The sequence below is a fragment of the Rhodococcus sp. IEGM 1409 genome, from assembly GCF_030056735.1.
Classification (GTDB): Bacteria; Actinomycetota; Actinomycetes; order Mycobacteriales; family Mycobacteriaceae; genus Rhodococcus_F.
The window spans coordinates 1-22,721 of sequence record NZ_JASHKN010000018.1 but is presented as its reverse complement, the minus strand read 5'-3'; the positions used below and the strand labels follow the sequence as shown (position 1 = coordinate 22,721).

3 protein-coding genes are annotated in these 22,721 nt (G+C 60.9%); all 3 read right to left on the bottom strand.

Annotated features, from left to right (window positions below; translation table 11 throughout):
* On the bottom strand, positions 1-3,292 hold a 3,292-nt coding region (locus QM716_RS29060; RefSeq protein ID WP_283307705.1), incomplete at its 3' end, for a non-ribosomal peptide synthetase.
* A gap of 272 nt (positions 3,293-3,564) precedes the next feature.
* On the bottom strand, positions 3,565-17,460 hold the full coding sequence (locus tag QM716_RS29055; RefSeq protein WP_283307703.1) for a non-ribosomal peptide synthetase: 13,896 nt from the start codon (positions 17,458-17,460) through the stop codon (positions 3,565-3,567).
* A 93-nt stretch (positions 17,461-17,553) separates the two neighbouring features.
* The coding region (locus tag QM716_RS29050; protein WP_502942176.1) for an amino acid adenylation domain-containing protein at positions 17,554-22,721 on the bottom strand (5,168 nt) is incomplete at its 5' end.

The window sequence follows — 22,721 nt, the reverse complement described above, 5'->3', positions numbered from 1 at the left end:
CGAAGAACCCATCGAGCAACAACGCACCACCAGTCAACTCGTGAACAGTGTCATTGACCGCCACCAACACCTGCGAACGCTCGTCCTCGCCGAGCAACTCCACATCCCCGACAACCGAATCAGGCTCCGCCACCATCGCTTCCAGAACACGCACCAACCGCTCCGCAAACGAAACAACCGTCGACTCGTCGAACAAATCCGTCGCATACGTCAACGACATCGGCATCCCCACACCGACGCCGTCCTCCTCCAACGGTGACACCGTCAACTGCAAATCGAACTTCGCGATCTCGACACCCGCATCGAAACCGGCAATCGACAGCCCCGGCAATTCCAAGACACTCTGCGCCATATTCTGGAAGAACAACGCAACCTGGAACAACGGATGATGAGCCTGCGACCGCGCCGGATCAAGCACCTCCACCAACCGCTCGAACGGAACATCCTCGTTGCCGAACGCCCCCAGATCGACCTCACGAACCCGACCCAACAACGCCGAGAACGACTCCGAAGAATCCACCTCCGTCCGCAACACCAACGTGTTGACGAACATCCCGATCACATCATCAAGCTCCCGCTCGCCCCGCCCAGCGATCGGCGACCCCACAACAACGTCATCACTACCGCTCAACCGCGCCAACAACACCGCCAACGCCGCATGCACCACCATGAACAACGACACATTACGATCAAGCGCCAACTGCTCGAGCGCCCGATGCAACCGCGCATCAACCGAGAACTGGTAACTAGCACCACGATTGGACGCCACCAACGGCCGCGGACGATCCGCCGGCAACTCGATCCGCTCCGGCAACCCCGCCAACACCGACGTCCAATACCCCAACTGCTCAGACATCAACGACGACGCATCACCCTCGGACCCCAACACCTCACGCTGCCACAACGCGTAATCCGCATACTGCACCGCCAACGGCACCCACCCCGGAACCTGCCCACCCGCACGCGCCACATACGCCATCGACACATCACGCACCAACGGACCCATCGACACACCATCAGCAGCAATATGGTGAACCACCAACGCCAACACAAACTCCGACGAACCCGTCTGGAACAAACGAACCCGCAACGGCACCTCAGAAGTGACATCGAACCCCTCAGTCACCACCGGCGCCAACACACCCAACAAATCAGCCTCATCGACAGGCACCGCAGAAACATCCACAGCGAACCCACCCACCGGAAGAACCTGCTGGAACCCAACCCCCTCAAACTCCGGATACACCGTCCGCAAAATCTCATGCCGGCCAACAACATCCGACACAGCAGCACCCAACGCCGCCACATCCACTACACCAGACAAACGCAACACAATCGGAATATTGTTCACACCCGACACAGCATCAAACCGCGACAAGAACCACATCCGCTGCTGCGCCAACGACAACGGCACCCGCTCCGGACGCACCCGAGCAGTCAACGCCACACGAGCACGCCCCGCGGAACCTGCGAGCGCAGAGGCAAGCGACGACACAGTCGAAGACTCGAACAACGTCTTGACTTGTACCCGCACGTCGAAGACAGCACTCAACCGTGCTGCCAACTTCGCTGCGATAAGCGAATTGCCTCCAAGCTCGAAGAAGTCGTCATCCGCTCCGACCTGCTCCAGCCCGAGCAGTTCACCAAACACCGTGGCGATCTGGATCTCATCCTCAGTGGAAGGAGCACGGAACGGACGAGACTCGAAATGCGGATCCGGCAACGCGGAGGCATCCAACTTGCCCACGGGTGTCAACGGAATCTCACTGATGAGAACGACAGAGGCAGGCACCATATGCCTGGGCAATTCTTGTCTGCAGACGTCGAGCAGTTCCGTGACGTCTAACTCAGCTCCCGCTCGTGGCAGCACGTATGCCACCAGCGCCTGTTCTCCATTGTCGAGCTTGCGACCGAGGGTTGCAACGAAGTCGACCGCTCGATGGGATGCAAGAACTGCGTCGATCTCTCCGAGCTCGACCCGGAAGCCTCGGATCTTCAATTGAGAGTCAGATCGCCCGACGTATTCGAGGTCCCGCGCACCCCCATCTGCGATGACCCAGCGTACGAGGTCACCACTGCGGTACATTCGTTCGCCCTGCGCTCCAAACGGATTCGCGATGAAACGGTCTGCAGTCATACCCGTCAGATTGTGATATCCGCGCGCAACCTGAGGCCCGGCAAGATACAGCTCACCTGTCGACCCGACTGGGACTGGCTGTAACCGTGAGTCCAGAACCAGGGCGGAAGCCCCGCGAACCGGTCCACCAATTGTCACGCGGTCACCTGGTGCCAGTTTCGGGCTGATGTTGGTGACAATAGTCGTCTCGGTTGGGCCGTATCCGTTGTAGAAGGCGCGGTCCCGTCCCCACCGTGTAACAAGCTCAGGTGGGCATACCTCACCACCGACTACAGCAGTGACGATGGAATCCAACCCCGAGGGATCGACAGACGCCAACATTGACGGGGTTCCCACCACATGCGTGACACGTTCGGTTTTCAATAGTTCCGCGAGCTCGTCACCACCGTAAACGGTCGTCGGAACGATAACCATCGTCGCGCCGGAACCGATGGTAAGCAACAGCTCGAAGAGTGAAGTATCGAAGCTGGGGGTGGCGAAGTGCAGAACCCTCGACTGGGCTGTGGCACCAAGTCGCTCAGCCTGTTCACTCAGCAAATTGCCCAGGCCGGCGTGCGTGACAACAACACCTTTCGGACGGCCAGTCGACCCTGAGGTGTAGATAACGTACGCAGGGTGTTCGACGCGCAGAGTGCGAACACGGTCCGAATACGCCACAGGTTCGCCGGACATCGCTTCCGATGCCTGCGTCGTCTCGAGAGAATCGATCGCGATCCACCTCACGGACGATGGCAAATCAATACCTAATTCGTCGACGGTCAAACCGATCGAGACACCTGAATCCTCGATCATGTACGCAACACGGTCAGACGGATAATTCGGATCCACCGGCACAAAAGCTGCACCGGTCTTCGCGACCGCCCACACTGCCAGCACTGATTCGATTGACCGCGGGATGGACACGGCAACCCTGTCCTCCGGACCTACACCGCTGGCGATCAAAATACGAGCCAGGCGAGACGACCGCGCATCCAATTCGGCGTAGGAAAGTGAGTCGCCCTCGAATCGCAAGGCTTCCCTCGAAGGACCCAACTCGACGGCCGCCGCCAGCAACTGGGGCAGCAACAATGTCCTCGCTCGACGAGTGCGGGTGGGCCGCTCCCGTCGGCTCTTGCGAGTAGCAGAGGTATCCGGCGTCACACCATCGGCGCTCATGCGGCCACGACCTGCGCTCGAACGGCGTGATGGAGGAGCTCGTGCTGCGTCAAGACATTTCACCTTCGCTTTGGTACTGCAGTTCGATCGGTATTCGCGGGAATCCGATCACTTCCGAGGTTCTACCCTTGACCTGGGCAAATCGAGTTCGACGTCCCGGTATAGCCCCAGTAGTTGATCGGACACACCGAACCATTGTTACAGCTGTCGAAGAGTGGACATCATCGGACTGTTCGGGATATGGGTATCCATCTTCTTCGTGAACGGCCGTGTCAGTTCAGAGTCCACGTCGCGGGATCACAAGCCAGGCGTAGATCCGGTAAAGCTCCCTCTACGACATCTGTGAAGACGTCTGTCGGACCAACCGCGTGCGAAACCCACTCCTCTTCGAGGATTTCGTGCACCTCTGCGGCCCTTGACTCTTCCGAGGACAGAACGACACCACCGACCGCCCCGGCAAGTAGGATCGTCAGAATCGATGTTTCGTCGTCCGCGGGACCGAAGTACATCAGACGCGATTCGTAATCGACGTCATGCTTCTGCGACATCGCATCCAACTTCGCTGCGAGCTCTCCATACGTGATCCGGTCAGGGTGTGAACCGGATACCACGACTGCGGTGTCGTTCGCACTCAGCGGACGAACCCTATCCGCGTGGTTCACGGAACGGTCCGAGTACGACGCCACCAGTTGGACAACGTCTGGCAGGTCCAGTTCCAGGTCCGTGTCCAGCGAAACATCGGACTCTGCGCGGCTCGAGGTCAGCGTCAAGGCCACGCTCGGGTTCGAACCAGTCGCACGCGCTGCTCCTGTAGCTCCCACGAGAACTGCCGCGCCCGCCTTGGACAACGCCCAGATCGCCACCACCAGTTCGATGCCACTCAGTCCTGCGATCCCCACTGTGTCGCCCGGGCCGATACCAAGATTGATCAGGTGGCGAGCGAGGCGAGACGATCGCGTATCGACATCGTGGTACGTAACTTCCTCCTCATTGCACACAACTGCGACAGCGTCAGGATCAGCCTCGACTGAGTTCGCCAATCGCTGTGGCACGAGTCGGCCCGTCGGACCACTAACTGCCGGGGATGGCGTTGCGCCCACGGATCCGAGGACTTCAGCGCGTTCGGAGTCGGTGAGCAGTTCGATGTCACCGATCGGACGTGAAGGATCCGAGGACACCCGATCCAGAACGCGTACGAATCGCTCGACATGTGCGTCGGCGGTCGCTTGGTCGAAAAGATCGGCGGCGAAGACCAAATGGCCAAGCAGTCCTCCTGTTATCGGATCAGAACTGAGATTGAGTTGGAGGTCGAACTTCGCAGTCGCCTCCACACCCTCGACTGCCGTGATCTTCAAATCCGGCAGACTGAACTCGGCTCCTGCCATCGGTTCGACCGACAGTGCAACCTGGAAAAGCTCGTTCGCTGACGCCGACAAGGCGCCGGTTACTTCCTCGAACGGTATGTCGCCGTTCGCAAATGCCTCGAGATCGACATTTCGAACCAGCGAGACCAATTCGCCGAATCCTGCTCCGAGATCCGGAGCGGTCCTGAGTGCAAGCGTGTTGACGAACATTCCGACTATGTCGTCCAGTTGCTGCTCACCCCGCCCGGCTACAACCGTTCCGATCGCGAAATCTCGGCTTCCGCTCAACCGTGAGATGAGAACTGCAAGCGCAGCATGCACAACCATGAACAATGTGGCGTTGTGTTCGCGCGCAATCTCGTTGAGCCGCGTCGCCGTTTCCGCGTTGACGGAGAACTCCGAGACACCGGCCCTTGCAGACATCTGCGCGGGTCGCTGACGGTCGGAGGGCAATCCGGGCGTCGACGACACGCCGTTCAACGTCCGGCGCCAGAAGTCGAGTTGCTGTGCAGCCTGTGAGCCGACCTCGTCGACGCTACCGAGCACTTCGCGCTGCCAGATCGCGAAGTCCGCGTACTGAACAGTCAACGGCGTCCACGACGGTGCGGTGCCGCGCACGCGAGCCTCATAGGCGACCATCATGTCTCGGGCCAGAGGTGCCATCGATTCACCGTCAGCGGCGATGTGATGAGCGACCAAGACGAATATGAAGTCTGCCGGTCCCAACTCGAGCAACCCCGTGCGTACGGGTACTTCCTGAGCTACGTCGAATCCGGTCGTCACCAACTCCACGACGCGATTGAACGCCGCCGCCTCGTCGTCTACCTGAATCGTCTCGAGAGGCGAAAGGAGTTCGTCGATCGCGACGATTTTCTGAACCGGCCCTTCGATGTCACTCGGGTACCTGGTCCGGAGCGACTCGTGTCGAACCAAAACGTCGTGAAGAGACTGGCGCAAAGCCGCGACATCCAAGTTCCCCGTCAATCGCAGTGCCAACGGAATGTTGTATGCCGCAGAACCGGGATCCATCTGGTTGATCAACCACATACGCTGCTGCGCCAAGGAGAGAGGGAGGCGTTCTGGGCGTTCCTGCGCCTCCAGCTCCATTCTCGCGCCGGAGCCTGCAGTCTTTTGCGCTACTGCCGCCAAACCTTCCACTGTCGAGTTCTCGAACAGCACGCGCACCGGGATCTGAGCATCGAGCGCCTGCCCCAACCGTGCTGCCAACCTGGTAGCGATCAACGAATTGCCACCGAGTGCAAAGAAATCGTCATCCAGACCGACCCGCTCTACGCCCAATACATCGCCGAACACCGACGCAACAATTTCCTGCACCGCGGTGACCGGCGCCCGAAACTCCGCTGCCTCGAATACCGGTGACGGGAGTGCCTTTCGATCCAACTTGCCCGAAGCATTGAGAGGAAGCTCGTCGAGAACAAGAACCTTCGACGGCACCATGTACGCCGGAAGCACGGCCCGCGCCGACTCCAGAACTTCCGACGCATCTACTGCAGTTCCCACGACATACCCGACCAGGCTGTCGCCGAACGTAGCATCGCTGTGCAGGACGACCACCGCGTCTGAAACCGTCTCGTGCGCGATCAGAGCAGATTCGATCTCGCCGAGCTCGATGCGCTGCCCCCGCAATTTGACCTGGAAATCCGATCGGCCGATGTACTCCAGCTCACCCCGACCGTTCCACCTGACCAGGTCGCCGGTTCGATACAACCTACTACCGCCGCCTGATTCATGATCTCCCACAACCACAAAGGGGTTGGCGACGAAACGTTCCGCAGTCAACGCCGCTCGGTTGCCGTATCCGCGACCGACGCCGACACCACCGACATACAACTCACCGATCACGCCCGGCGGCACCAGACCCAACGAACTATCCAGAACGAACAGATCCATGTTCGGCACCGGCGCACCGATCGGGACGCTGACAGTGTCGTGCGCGGCCACCGCATGGAACGAGACCACGTCCGACGCTTCCGTCGGGCCGTAGCTGTTCACCACGCGTACTCCGGCCGACAACAACCTCCCCAGACGATTGAGCCGAATCGACTCGCCACCGAGGAATACAACAGCCAAAGCGCTCAGAGCAGAATCCTCGTCGGAATCCACCACGGCTTCGAACGCGCTCGGCGACATGTTCGCCACTGCAACGTCACCGTGCCCGACGCGAGCAACGATTGCGTCGGGGTCGAAACCGTCTGGGGCAAGCACTACGGTCCGACCGCTGCTCAACGCTGCCCAGACGTTCTTCTGGGTCAAGTCGAAACTCGGTGACGACGCGATCAGAAGACCACCAGTTTCGGGCAACTCGCTGCGATACCAGCCCACCGTGTTCTCGATGCCAGCCATCGGCACCAACGTCGGCTTCGGGCGACCCGTCGAACCGGATGTCGAAATGACATACCCCAAGCGGTCCCCCGCACCGAGTTCACGCCATCGATCCGTCGGCCCCTCCACAATCGGCGAATCGCGCATGATGCTGTCGAGGACGATGACGTCCACCGCCAGATCGAGAGTCGCCGTACTCACCGCACATCGGGCGCCAGTGTCAGCGATTATCGCTTCGATCCGATCCTGTGGGTACGAAGGATCTATCGGCCCGTACGCAGCACCCGCCTTCCACGCCGCCAACATACCTACGACCCACTCGACCGACCTCGGCACGATCAACGCGACGACGTCATCCGGACCCACACCGGCCGCCGTCAATCGCTCCGCCACCACGTTTGCGTAAGCGTCGAGCTGCCCATAGGTCAGCGCCTCGCCATCGCACTCGACGGCAAGAGAATCAGGGGCCCGTCCAACCTGTTCTTCGAACATCGCAGTCAAGGACGCGCCTGCCAACGCTGTGCGCCCACCAGTGGACCAGCTGAGAACGTTGCTGCGCTCAGCAGCCGTAAGTACGTCGATATCACCCAACCGAACTGACGGATCAACGGTGATCTCAGCAAGGATGCGCCCGAACCTGCCGGCAAACCCTGCCACCGTCGACTCGTCGAACAGATCCGTCGCGTACGTGAACTGCGCCGCCATACCGGCCGGGGCACCGGACTCGTCGAACTGCTCGACCATGGTCAACTGCAGGTCGAACTTAGCTGCCACCGTATTCGCGTCGATGCCCGCAACTGTCAGATCACCGAGTCGAAGTGCCGACTGCTCCATGTTCTGGAACGAGAGCATCACCTGGAACAACGGATTACGCGCCTGCGACCGCGCCGGATTGAGCACCTCCACCAACCGCTCGAACGGCAGATCTACGTGCGCAAATGCACCCAGGTCGCCCTCGCGAACCCGACCCAACAACCCCGAGAACGACTCCGAAGAATTCACCTCGGTCCGCAACACCAACGTGTTGACGAACATCCCGACCAAATCATCGAGAACCTGCTCACCACGACCCGCCACCGGAGTACCGATCGCAATATCGGACGTCCCCGACAACCGCGCCAACAACACCGCCAACGCCGCATGCACCACCATGAACAACGACGAATTCGACTCACGGGCAATTCTTTTCAAAGAATGATGCTCTGGCGCATCGATAACGAAAGCGTGCTTGGCACCGCGATTGGACGCTACCGCAGGCCGCGGACGATCCGCCGGCAAATCCAACTGATCCGGCAACCCCGACAACGCCGACTCCCAGAACCCGATCTGACGCGAAATCAACGACCCCGCATCATCTTCCGACCCCAAAGTCTCACGCTGCCACAACGCGTAATCCGCATACTGCACCGCCAACGGCGCCCACCCCGGAACCTCACCCCGAGCACGAGCCTCATACGCAACCATCACATCACGCGTCAACGGACCCATCGACACACCATCACCACTGATGTGATGAACCACCATCGCCAACACGAACTCCGACTCCGACACCGCGAACAACCGCGCCCGAACCGGAACCTCCACCGCCACATCGAAACCAGCCGACAAGAACTCCGTCACCGCACCGACAACATCGGACTCCGACACCGCAACCGGCGACAAATCCAACCGCACCCGATCCGCAGACAACACCTCCTGGAACCCGACACCGTCGACCTCCGGATACACCGTCCGCAAAATCTCATGCCGGCCAACAACATCCGACACAGCAGCACCCAACGCCGCCACATCCAACAACCCCGACAACCGAATCGCCACCGGAATATTGTTCGCCGACGACGTCGTATCGAAACGGTTCAAGAACCACATCCGCTGCTGCGCCAACGACAACGGCACCCGCTCCGGACGCACCCGAGCAGTCAACGCCACACGAGCACCCGAACCGATCTCCGACTCCACCCGCGCAGCCAACAACTCCACCGACGACGCCTCGAACAACACCCGCACCGGAACCTGCGCATCGAGCGCCTGCCCCAACCGCGCTGCCATTCGAGTAGCAATCAAAGAATTTCCGCCGAGTGCGAAGAAATCGTCATCGAGACCCACGCGCTCGACCCCGAGTACCGCCGAGAACACTGAGGCCACAATTTGTTCTACCGGCGTTACCGGAGCCCGGAACACTGCAGCCTCGAAGACCGGTTCCGGCAACAACTTTCGATCCAACTTGCCCGAGGAGTTCAAAGGCAACTCGTTCAAGACCATGATCGCGTTCGGAATCATATAGACAGGCAACGACTCGGGAAGTGCATTCCTCAGGTCTTCCACGTCGATCACCGAATCCGGGACAGCGATCACATACGCAACCAACTGATCGCCCATATCGGTGGATGCAACGGTGACCACGCACTGAGCCACCGTAGGGTGCGCCAACAGAGCGGATTCGATCTCACCCAGTTCGATCCTCTGTCCGCGGAACTTGACCTGAAAATCGGTACGCCCGACATACTCGAGCTCGCCGGCGTTGTTCCACCACACCAGGTCCCCGGTGCGATACATCCGGCTGCCACCGACATTGACGTCACCGCTTGTGTTGCTCGCCTCCACAAATGGGTTCGCGACAAAACGATCACTGGTGAGATCGGGCCGCGCGACGTAACCGCGCGCCAGTTGATCACCGGCCAGATACAACTCACCTGCAACGCCTACCGGCACCGGCCGCAATCGGCTGTCCAACACGTAGACCTGGGAGTTCCACTCGGGCACTCCGATCGGAATACCTGTCGACTCCGATCCGTCGACCTCGTAGTAGGTGATCGAGACCGCAGCCTCGGTAGGGCCGTACACATTGTGCAAGCCTGCAGACGACACCCGAGCGAATGCACGCACCGTCTCGACCGGCAGTGCCTCACCGATCACGAATACGTCCCTCAGTGACACCAATGCCAGTTCCGGAACCGATGAAGCGAAGACGGTCAACATCGACGGAACGAAGTCCGTCAGCGTCACCCGATGATCTTCGATCAGACCAGCCAGGTAAGCGGGATCTCGATGTCCGTCGTGAGATGCCAGCACCACTCGCGTACCGGACAGAAGCGCCGTGAAGTACCCCCACAACGAGACGTCGAATGTCGTTGCAGTCTTTTGTAGATAGACGTCTTCTGTGCCGATGGCGTACTGATCCTGCATCCACAGGACCTGGTTCACGATGGCATGGTGCGAGACCGCAACGCCCTTGGGCTTACCCGTGGAACCCGAGGTGAAGATCACGTAAGCGGCATTCACACCATGCAGACGACCGCGTCGATCAGCATCGGAAACGATTGAAGCCGAGTAGCTCGAGAGATCGACAGTATCGATCAACAGCACATCGGCGCCGTGCGGCGATACGAAGGCATCCCGCGTCGTCGACAGCACGCAAACCGGATCGGCCGTCGTGAGGATGTGCCCGATCCGCTCGGCGGGGTGATCGGGATCCAGCGGCACATACGCTCCGCCCGCGGCGATCACCGCGTACATACCTATGACGAGGTCGAGGGATCGACGCATCGCCAAGGCCACCAACGATTCGGGGCCGACACCATCGTCGATCAGCTTGCGTGCCAATTTGTTCACACGATCCGACAACTCGCCGTAGGTCAGCGACTGGCCGTCGAACACCACGGCAACCGCATCGGGTGCCGACGCAACGCGAACGTCGAACAGGGAAGCCAACGTCTCGCTGTTCCCCACGTCACGCGCGGTGGAGTTGCGCGCAATCAACAACGACTCGCGCTCGGCCTCCTCCAACAGTTCGATGTCACCCACGGTAATCGACGGGTCCGCGACTACTTGCTCGAGGATACGGGTGAACCGATCAGCGAATCCACGAATCGTCGACTCGTCGAACAGGTCTGTGGCGTATGCGAACTCGGCAAACATGCCGTCCTCGCGCGCATCTTCGACACGAGGAGCGAGGGTTAGTTGAAGGTCGAATTTCGCGATACCCGCGTCGAACTCGAGACCTGACACCTCCAACCCTGAAAGCTCCAACGCGTCCTGCGACATGTTCTGGAAGAACAACGCAACCTGGAACAGCGGGTGATGAGCCTGCGAGCGGGTGGGGTCCAGCACCTCGACCAAACGCTCGAACGGAACATCGCCGTTCCCGAGCGCCTGAAGGTCCGTTCTTCGCGTTGCCGAGACGAGCGCACTGAACGCACTCGCGAGGTCTACGGGAGTTCGCAGGACCAGCGTATTCACGAACATGCCGACCACGTCGTCGAGCGCCTTTTCACCTCGCCCTGCAACCGGAGTGCCGATCACGATGTCGCTGGTACCGGACAACCTTGCGAGAAGCACGGCGAGGGCCGAATGCATCACCATGAACAGTGACGCGTTCCGTTCGCGTGCGAGCGAGTCCAAGCTCGACCGAAGCTCTTCGCTGACAGAGAAGCGGTACGTAGCGCCCCGATTCGAGGCGACGACCGGCCGAGGTCGGTCAGCCGGTAGCGCAAGCACTTCCGGCGAATCGCGGAGGATGGAGCGCCAGTGATCCAGCTGAGCCGAGATCAGCGAATCCGGGTCGTCCTCGTCGCCGAGAACCTCGCGCTGCCAGAGTGCATAGTCCGCGTACTGCACCTCGAGCGGAGCCCAATTCGGAACCTCATTCGAAACGCGAGCGGCATATGCAACCATGACATCCCGAGTCAACGGACGCATCGAGAAGCCGTCCGCCGCAATGTGGTGCACGACGAAGACGAGAACGTACGCATTTTCAGCGAGTTCGAACAACCCGACGCGCACCGGAACGGTTGACGTCACGTCGAAGCCCTGGAGCGCGAAACTCAGAAGTTCGTCTTGAACGCGCGAGGCCGTGACGACTTTCGGTGTCAGCTCAACCGGCACCTCGGATGGCGGGAGGACTACCTGCTGTCCTTGTCCACCTTGCTCCGGATAGACGGTCCGGAGCGACTCGTGGCGTTCGATTACATCCGAAATCGCATGCCTCAGCGCCGAAACATTGAGGGCACCTTTGAGATTCAAGGCGATCGGAATATTGTTGACGGCGGAATCCGGATCGAAGCGGCTCAGGAACCACATACGCTGCTGTGCAAGTGACAACGGAATCGTCGTGGGTCGAGGTCCTGCGACCAGTGCCGGAATGTTCCCGGAACTGACGTGTGACGAGACGGACGCCGCCAGAGACTCGACATTCGAGTTTTCGAACAGGACCCGCACGGGGATCGTCGTCTCGAGCGCCCGCCCGAGCCTGGCGACCAGTCGTGTGGCTACGAGCGAGTTTCCACCTAAGGAGAAGAAATCATCGTCCAACCCGACACGCTCGACTCCGAGAACGTCGGCAAAGACGCCCGCTACCGCCAACTCGGTATCAGTCGCGGGTGTTCGATACTCCCGCGCCTCGAATACTGGCTCCGGCAATGCCTTCCGATCCAACTTACCGTTCACCGTCAGCGGAAGCTCCTCGAGCACCACCACAGCATCCGGAACCATGTACCCGGTCAAGAACTCGCTCACCCTCGTCGACACGACGGAAGCAACAAGATCCGCACCAGCCTCGGGGACCACATACCCCACAAGACGATCACCGAGCTCAGCATCCGAGCGCACAACCGCCACGGCGCCAGCCACCCCAGGCACACGCAACAACGCGGCCTCGACCTCGCCGAGTTCAATCCGGAACCCCCGCAACTGAATTTGGGAATCACTTCGGCCCGCATACTCGAGCAACCCGTCGACATTCCACCGCGCAATATCACCCGTCCGGTACATCTGATCACCGGAACCGCTGCGGTCGAACGGGTTCGCAACAAAACGACCAGCAGTCAACCCAGGCTGACCCACGTACCCACGCGAAAGCTGACCACCAGCGACATACATTTCGCCTCGAACACCCACCGGCACAGGGCGAAGCCGATCGTCGAGTACGAACACCGACAACCCACCAAGGCCCCGGCCGATCACTGAGCCAGTCGCCTCACGAACCATCACCGAATCGAGTGCCGAGAACGACACATGCACGGTCGTCTCGGTGATCCCGTACATGTTCACCAACCGCGGCGAACTATCGTCGTGACGGTCATACCAACGCACCAGTTGAGACAGGTCCAGCGCCTCACCGCCGAAGATCACATGACGCAACGACAACGACCTGGCCGAATCACCAGCTATTCGATCTGCCTCGGCGAACTGATAGAACGCCGAAGGGGTCTGATTGAGCACCGTCACCCGCTCACGCGCAACCAACTCACGGAACTGCTCGGGCGAGCGAGAAGTCAGGTAATCCACCACTACAACAGTGCCGCCGTACAACAGCGGGCCCCACAACTCCCACACCGAGAAATCGAACGCGTAACTGTGGAACAACGTCCACACGTCCGAACCATCGAAACCGAACCGCAGCTGAGCATTCGCAAACAACTCCACCACATTCCGATGACTGACCGCCACACCCTTCGGCTTCCCAGTCGAACCGGACGTGTAGATGACGTACGCAATATCATCGGCACGCAACGCAGAACGGCGATCACCGTCCGACACAGGGGAACCGTCGTAATTCGCCAAGTCCAACGCCATCACATCAAGAACTGGCACCTCGACATCGACGACATCGCCTGCAGCGACGACGCACACAGGACGCGCATCCCCCAACGTGAAAGCGATTCGCTCCGCCGGATACGTCGGATCAATCGGAAGATAGCCACCGCCGGCCTTCACCACAGCCAGCAACGTGACGACCAACTCGACCGATCGAGGCAAAACCACCGCCACCAACGACTCCGGACCAACACCCACCTCGATCAGCTTGCGCGCCAAACGATTTGAAGCTTCATCAAGTTCGCCAAACGACAACCGGCGACCCTCGAACACCACAGCAGTCGACGAGGCCGCACTCGCAACCCGCACATCGAACATCGACGCCAACGTCGTGCCGGACTCGACCTCGACACCGGGAACCATCCAAGAACCCAAAACATCCGAACGCTCGGCAGCATCGAGCAAATCGATATCACCGACCACTACCGTGGAATCCCCAGCAATCGCTTCAAGAATCACAGTCAGCCGACCGGCGAAAGATCTCACCGACGCGTCGTCAAACAAATCCGTCGCGTAGACGAGCGCCACGCTCAGGCCCCCCGACGCAGCAGTCGCGTCGGACTCCCAAATCGTGAACTGCAAGTCGAATTTGGCTGTCGCCGAATCGACATCGAGCCCAGAGATGGTCAATCCCGGTACCTCGAGACTGCTTTGTGTGCTCTGCCCAAGATTCTGCATAGAGAGCATCACTTGAAACAGCGGATTCCTCGACTGCGAACGCGAGGGATTGAGCACCTCTACCAGCCGCTCGAACGGAACGTCCGAATTACCGAATCCATCGAGGTCGATGTCTCGGATACGGGCGATCAAGTCGATGAACGACATGTTGACGTCAACATCTGTGCGGAGCACGAGCGTATTGACGAACATCCCGATCAGGTCATCGAGAGCCTGATCGCCTCGGCCGGCGACCGGCGTGCCGATGGCGATGTCCGAAGTACCGGACAACCGCGCCAGCAGAATTGCCACGGCACTGTGCAACACCATGAACAGTGATGCGTTGTTGTCCAACGCAATTCGATTGAGAGCCTGGTGGAGCTCGGGCTCGATCGTGAAGGTGTGCCCGGCGCCCCGGTTCGACGCGACGCGCGGGCGCGGGCGGTCCGACGGAAGATCGAGCTGATCGGGGATACCGGCCAACGCGTGGCGCCAGTAGTCGACCTGGCGAGTGATCAGAGAATCCGGGTCGTCTTCACTGCCGAGAACTTCGCGCTGCCATAGTGCAAAGTCGGCAAACTGTACGGGCAGCGGAGCCAGATCGTGCGCAATTCCCTGTGTCCGAGACACATAGGACGAAACGATGTCCTTGGTCAACGGTCCCATGGAGAACCCGTCACCGCTGATGTGATGGACGACGAACACGAGGACGAATTCGTCGGCGGCGAGCTGGAAGAGTGCAGCCCGAATGGGAACCTCGGTGGTGACGTCGAATCCCGGAGTGACGAAGTCGGTTACCCGCTCGACGATCGCCGACTCGTCCACCCGTATGGGAGTCAGGTTCGGTACCACGGCTGCAATGTCGACCAAGCGCTGATATCCGACGCCGTCGACCTCCGGGTACACAGTCCGAAGGATCTCGTGCCGCTCGATCAAATCTTCGAGCGCGCCTTGCAACGCATCGACATCGAGCGCTCCACTGAGCCGCAGCGCGACCGGAATGTGGTCGACTGCCGATTCCGGTTCGAATCGGTTGAGGAACCACATGCGCTGCTGCGCCAAAGACAGCGGAACCAACTCGGGGCGCTCGCGAGGGATCAGGGGAACGTGAGCCTTGCGGTCTTCCGAGATTTTCGCGTCGTCGATGAAGACCGCAAGTTCCGCGGCCGTGGGCGCGTCGAAGAAGTTGCGCATGTCGATGGAGATGCCGTGTTCGGCATTGATCCGCGCAACCACGCGAGTGGCGAGCAACGAGTTGCCACCCAGTTCGAAGAAGCCGTCGTCTGCCCCTACTCGATCCTGCCCGAGAAGGTCGGCAAAGATCGCAACCACACCGGCTTCGGTGGGCGTCGCCGGCTCGCGGTATTCAACCGTCTTCGACACGAATTCGGGTGCGGGCAAAGCCTTTCGATCCAACTTGCCACTGGCGTTGAGCGGAAACTCGTCCAGTTCGACGAACATGGCAGGGACCATGTAGTCGGGTAGCCGTTCACCCAGCGACGACGTCAGAATCTCTGAATCGGTGCCCTCGCCGACGATGTACGCGACCAAGTTGTCACCGATCGTTTCGTCCGAATGGACGACGACCACAGCTTGGGAAACACCTTCACAATCGAGCAATGCCGACTCGATCTCACCGAGCTCGATGCGCAGACCACGGAGCTTGACCTGAAAGTCGGTGCGACCGATGTATTCGAGCTGACGGTTCGCTCCGGCGCCGCGCCAGCGCACCAGGTCTCCGGTTCGGTACATCCGGGATCCGTCGGTAGCGCCGGGCCGAGCCACGAAACGGTCTGCCGTGAGATCGGGACGCGACACGTATCCCCTGGCTAGCTGAATCCCGGCAAGATAGAGCTCTCCTGCCACACCCGACGGCGAGGGCCGCAGCGCGTCGTCGAGCACCAGGAGTTCGGTGTCCGCAACTGCTACGCCGATCGGCACCGACACCTGATCCTGCTCGCCGGTTTCGTAATACGTCACGTCGACGGCGGCTTCGGTCGGGCCGTACAGGTTGTGGAGTCCAGCGCTACTGACCTCGCGCAAACGTGCCGCGGTTCGAGCCGGCAACGCCTCGCCGGAAGCGAACACGTAGCGAAGGGTTTTGACCTGCGCAACAAGGGGTTCGGCGACGAACACCGCGAGCATCGACGGCACGAAGTGCACCGCCGTCACTCCGCGCTCGATCATCGTCCGAGCCACGTACACCGGGTCACGATGTCCATCGGGTTCTGCGATCACCAGCGATGCACCGACCTGCAGTGGCCAGAAGAACTCCCACACGGACACGTCGAAAGTGAAGGGTGTCTTCTGCAAGATCACGTCGTCGGCGGTGAATCCGTACTCGGCCTGACGCCATTGCAGGTTCGCGACGATGGCACGGTGAGAGACTGCAACGCCTTTGGGGCGTCCGGTCGATCCGGACGTGAAGATGACATACGCAGTGTTGTCCGCGCGCAGCGGCGCCAACCGGTCGGCATCGGTGACGGTTGTATCGGCATGACCCGACAAGTCGAGGGTGTCGACGTCGAGCGTCGGAGTACCGTGCGGCAGCACCACGGCATCGGACGTACGTGTGAGTACCGCCGCGGGCTTCGCGATCTCGAGTACGTACGCGAGACGATCGGCAGGATGATCCGGGTCGAGTGGGACGTACGCGCCACCGGCCTTGACGATCGCGTACATCGAGACGAGGAGATCGATCGATCGACGCATCGCGAGACCGACGAGGCTGTCCGGTCCGACACCTGCCGTGACGAGTTCACGGGCCAGGCGGTTCGCTCGAGCGTCGAACTGCGCGTAAGTGAGCTGAGTTCCGTCGTAATCCAGCGCGAGCGCACCCGGCGTCCGCTCGACCTGCTCGTCGAAGAGTCCTGCGAGGGTCCCGTGGGCATCGGACTCCGACGCCACCTCGACGACCGAACTTCCGTCGGTGATGAGCCGGTCGACCACCGCACCGAGCCCGTCGGCCTCGCTGGCGATCAGCTCTGGCAGCACTGTGGAAACGACAACAGGAACCAGGGCGTCTGCCCCCAATGCCCCGCCCATCGCGGTGTCGAGAGTGACCAACTCGTCATTGAGTCGTCCGTAGCTGATTTCGGTCCCACCGTGGCTCAGAGCCACTCGATCTGGGTCTACCGCCGCAACTGCAGCTACTAACTTCGGCAGATCTTCGATCGTCAGCGACTGCGGTCCCGGAATACCGACGGACATCTACACTTCCTCCAACTGACTTTCGTGAAGCGCGCCCCGGCCGAGCACAGCGTTCTGCTCGGCCGGAGGCGTTCACTGGGCAAATACTGAATGTTACCCGGCCGTACCCCCACGGCCCGCTGACACCGACTGTGCGTCAGCTATCACCGAGCTCACAAGTGTGGCGAGACCGTCGACGCCGAGTGCCGGCAGGATGCCCGGAACAAGGCCGGCGAGCGACACTGATACCAGAGCATCGGGTGCCAGAGCGGCTCCCATAGCGGTACGCATGGCAACGAGTTTGGTCGACAACTCGCTGAAGGTGACCGTCTGATCACCGTGGGTGAACGCAACTGCCTCAGGATCGGCGGCCGCCGCCGCGGCTGCCAGTTCGGGCAGATCTGCCGCGGACTTCGGCTCGGAAGCGATCGCTTCCTCGCGTTCCTGCTCGGTCACGATGTCGATCGTACGAATCACGACCTCGGGATCGGTCACCAGTTCTTCGAGCACCCGCCCGAATCGCGCCGCGAAAAGCGCGATGGTCGATTCGTCGAACAGGTCGGTCGCATAGGTGAAACGCATCCTCAGCCCGGACAGCACCCCGGCATCGTCGAATTGCTCGATACCGGTGAGCTGCAGATCGAACATCGCCTGGTCGAAACCGTTGTCGACCGCGGAGAGCTCGAGGCCCGGGAGTTGGAACGTACCCAGCGACATGTTCTGGAACGTGAGCATGACCTGGAAGAGCGGCGAGTATGCGTGAGAGCGCTCTCGCCCGAGTTCGTCGACCAACCGCTCGAACGGTACGTCGGCATTCGCGAATGCCGACAAGTCCTTGTCCTTCACGTGTGCCAGAACGTCGACGAACGTCGAAGCCGGAGCGATCTCCGTTCGCAAGACCAGCGTGTTGACGAACATCCCGACAAGATCGTCGAGAGCCCGCTCACCTCGGCCCGCGATCGGCGTACCGATTGCGATGTCGTTCGATCCACTCATCTTCACCAGCAGCACGGCCAGGGCAGTGTGAACCACCATGAAGACGGTCGAGTTCTGCTCCCGTGCGATCGTGGCCAGCCGGTCCGTGGTCTCGGAATCGACTGCAAACTCGAATTCCGCACCGCGCATGCTCGCCCGCGCCGGCCGCGGCCGATCGGTCGGCAGTTCCAGAAGCTCCGGAGCGCCCTTGAGTTCGTTCACCCAGTACGCGAGTTGACGGCCCAGCTGACTGTCCGCGTCCTCCGGTGATCCGAGCACTTCACGCTGCCACAGCGTGTAATCGGCATACTGCACCTCGAGCGGAGCCCACTCCGGCGTCTCCCCGCCGGTGCGCGCGGTGTACGCGACCATGGTGTCCCTGATCAACGGAGCCATCGAGAAGCCGTCACCGCTGATGTGGTGGATGACCACGACGAGGACCCGCTCGGATTCGTCGACCTCGAAGAGTCGGATTCGCAACGGAACAGCCGTTGTGACATCGAAGCCCTCGCGAACTGTGTCTGCCACCTGCCCGGCGACGGACGCTTCGTCCGTTGCGATCACTTCCAGTCCCGCGGTCGCTGCCGAGCGAGGCAGGATCATCTGAATCGGTCCGTTACCCTGGTCCGGGTATACCGTCCGGAGCACTTCGTGACGCTCGATCAGATCCGACACCGCGAAGCGAAGTGCGTCGACATCGAGTGCGCCGGACAGCCGGATCGCGATAGGAATGTTGTACGCACCCGAGGTCTTGTCGAACTGATTGAGCACCCACATCCGTTGCTGCGCCAACGACAGCGGGATCTCGTGCGGACGCACCTGAGCCACCAACGGTGGGCGACCGCCAGATCCCGCGTGTTCGAGAACCCTCGACGCCAATGCCCCGACACTCGATGCCTCGAAGATCACACGGACCGGGATCTGCGCGTCCAACGCCTCACCCAGCCTCGACACGACCTGAGTCGCGACGAGAGAGTTTCCGCCGAGTTCGAAGAAATCGTCGTCGAGTCCGACCCTCGCGAGACCGAGTACGTCAGCGAACACACCCGCGACGATCTCTTCGACGGGGTTGGTCGGCGCACGGAATTCGGTGGCCTCGAATTCAGGGTCGGGCAGTGCCTTGCGATCGACCTTGCCGTTGATATTGAGCGGTAGTTCGTCCAACACCATCAATGCCGCCGGCACCATGTAACTCGGCAACTCCGCCACAAGAGTCCGCTTCAATGTTTCGACATCGATGCTTTCCCCGCTTTGAGGAACGACGTAGCCGACAAGTCGATCACCGGTTCGCGCATCCGACTTGGCCACCACCACCGCGGAGTCCACAGCGGCTTGCTTGCGAAGAAGCGCTTCGATCTCGCCGAGTTCGATGCGGTAGCCACGGATCTTGACCTGGAAGTCGGCGCGCTCCACGTAGTCGAGTTCACCGTTTTCCGTCCACCGGACGAGGTCGCCGGTGCGGTACAACCGCGAACCCGCGTCATCGAAGACGTTGGCCACGAATCGTTCCGACGTCAGATCCGCCCGGCCATGATACCCGCGAGCGAGCTGGGCACCAGCGAGGTACAGCTCCCCGGTGACTCCGACGGGGACCGGATGCAAACGCGTGTCGAGCACGAACACCTGCGTGTTCCATTCGGGGGCACCGATCGGCACCGCCGTCGTATCGCCCGAACCGACGACGTGCGCTGTCACCGAGACCGCGGCCTCGGTCGGACCGTACAGATTCACCAACTGCGCATCGCTGAGTTCTGCGAACTCGGCTGCCGTCGCGGCCGGCAACGCTTCCCCGATCGCGAGCACCTGACGAAGCGATTCCGGAAGCCGGTTTTCGGACGCCGACTGCAGCATCCCGAGCATCGACGGCACCACGTGGAGCGTCGTGACCTTCTCCTGGGTCATCAGGTCGAGCAGGTAGCTCGGGTCCTTGTGCCCCTCAGGCTCGGCGATCACCAGTCGTGCACCGGAAGTCAGTGCCGACCAGAACTCCCAGACCGAGAGGTCGAAGGTTGCCGCGGTCTTGAGCACCATCGCATCGGATTGGTCGAGGCCGTACTGATCGCGCTTCCAGAGAAGCTGGTTGACCACCGCCCGATGCGAGATCGCGACGCCCTTCGGCCGCCCCGTCGATCCCGACGTGAAGATCACGTAGGCGGTGTTGTCCACTCGCAGTGGAGCATTCCGGTCCGCGTCGGTAACTGTCGCAGCCCCGTAGGACGCGAGATCAACCGTGTCCACCTCGATCACGGAATCACCGAAAGCCGGATTCTTCGCAGCGGTCGACACGGTGAGGACGCAGACCGGATCTGCCATGGTCAATACGTATTCAATGCGGTCCGCCGGATGGTTCGGATCGATCGGTACGTAGCCACCACCTGCCTTCACCACGGCGTACATGGCGACCAGCAGCTCGACCGATCGATCGATTGCCAACGCGACCAGAGATTCCGGACCGACACCGGTTGCAATCAGGTGCCGTGCGAGACGGTTGACGCGTGAATCGAACTCGGCGTACGTCAGCGACGTGTTCCCTGCAACCAATGCCACCGCACCTGGGTTCGAACCGACCTGCTCGTCGAACAGTTCGACCAGAGTGGCTCCCGGGACGGAGTGATCGGTGTCGTTCCAGCGGTTCAGGATCCGGTCGCTTTCGGACGAATCCAACAGCGCGAAGTCTCCGACAGTCAACGACGGATCCGACGCGATCTCCGCGAGCAATCGCACGAATCGATCGGCGAAACCCTGCACGGTCGACTCGTCGAACAGATCATGTGCGTAGCTGAACATCGACGTGATGCCGGCTGCAGATCCGTTCTCGTCGTACCGATCACTGACGATCAACTGAAGATCGAACTGCGCGACCCCGTTGTCGATATCGACGCCCTTGACGGTGAGCCCCGGAAGCTCGAGCCCTCCGGTTTCCATGTTCTGGAAGAGGAAGCCGACCTGATAGAGCGGATGACGGGCGGTCGAACGTGGCGGGTTGAGCACCTCCACGAGTCGCTCGAACGGGACGTCCGAATGCGCGAACGCCTGAAGATCGGTCTCCCTGACACGTCCGAGCAGGTCGAGGAACGGCGCACCGCTGCCGATCTGTGTACGGAACACCAGGGTGTTCACGAACATGCCGATGAGATCGTCGAGTGCCCGCTCACCACGTCCGGCAATGGGCGTACCCACCGCGATGTCCTCGGTTCCGGACAGTCGAGCCAACAACATCGCGAACGCCGTGTGAGTGAGCATGAACAGCGTCGAGTTGTTGGCCCTGGCAAGACCGCTCAACCGAGCATGCAACTCTGCATCGATGTCGAAGTGCAGGTAACCGCCACGGAAGGACTGCGTCGCGGGGCGCGGCCGGTCGGCGGGAAGTGCAAGCTGATCAGGCAGCCCGGCGAGAGCATCGCTCCAGTACGCAATCTGCTGCGAAGCAATCGATTCCGGGTCGTCCTCACTGCCGAGCACCTCTCGCTGCCACAGGCTGTAGTCGGCGTATTGAACGTCGAGAGGAGCCCAGGATGGTGTGTACCCGGCAACCTGCGACGCGTATGCGGTCACGACATCTCGAGCGAACGGAGCCATCGAGGAACCATCGGCGGAAATATGATGAATCGCGACACCAAGTACGTATTCGTCGGAAGCCAACTGGAACAACCGGATACGAATCGGAATCTCGCGTGTGACGTCGAAGCGCGTCGACGCCAGCGCGACCAACTCACCTTCGAGTTCGTCCACGCCGGTCGGTTCCGCGACGATCTCGTCCGACCAACTCGACACTGGCTTGACGACCTGCACCGGACCGTCTCCGATTTCCGGGTAGACGGTTCGAAGTGATTCGTGACGCCCGACAACATCAGAGATGGCCGCACTCAGCGCCGAGACATCGAGATCGCCTTGAAGGCGCAGCGCCATCGGAATGTTGTATGCAGCAGCACTCCCGTCGAATCGGTTGAGGAACCACATACGCTGCTGCGCCAACGAAAGCGGAATCCGCTCTGGCCGCTCGACAGCGGTCAGCGCGACTCGCCCACCCGAGCCGGTCCGGCTTTCGGCATGCGCTGCGAGATCCTGCACCGTGGACGCTTCGAACAGAACTCGAACCGAAAGCTCGGTATCGAGAGCATCGGCGATTCGCTTGATCGTGCGAGTGGCGTTGAGGGAGTTGCCGCCGAGCTCGAAGAAATCGTCATCGAGACCCACACGATCGACACCCAACACCTCGGCAAACACCGACGCAACGATCTCCTCCACCGCCGTCACCGGAGCCCTGAACACCGCAACCTCGAACACCGGCTCCGGCAACAACTTCC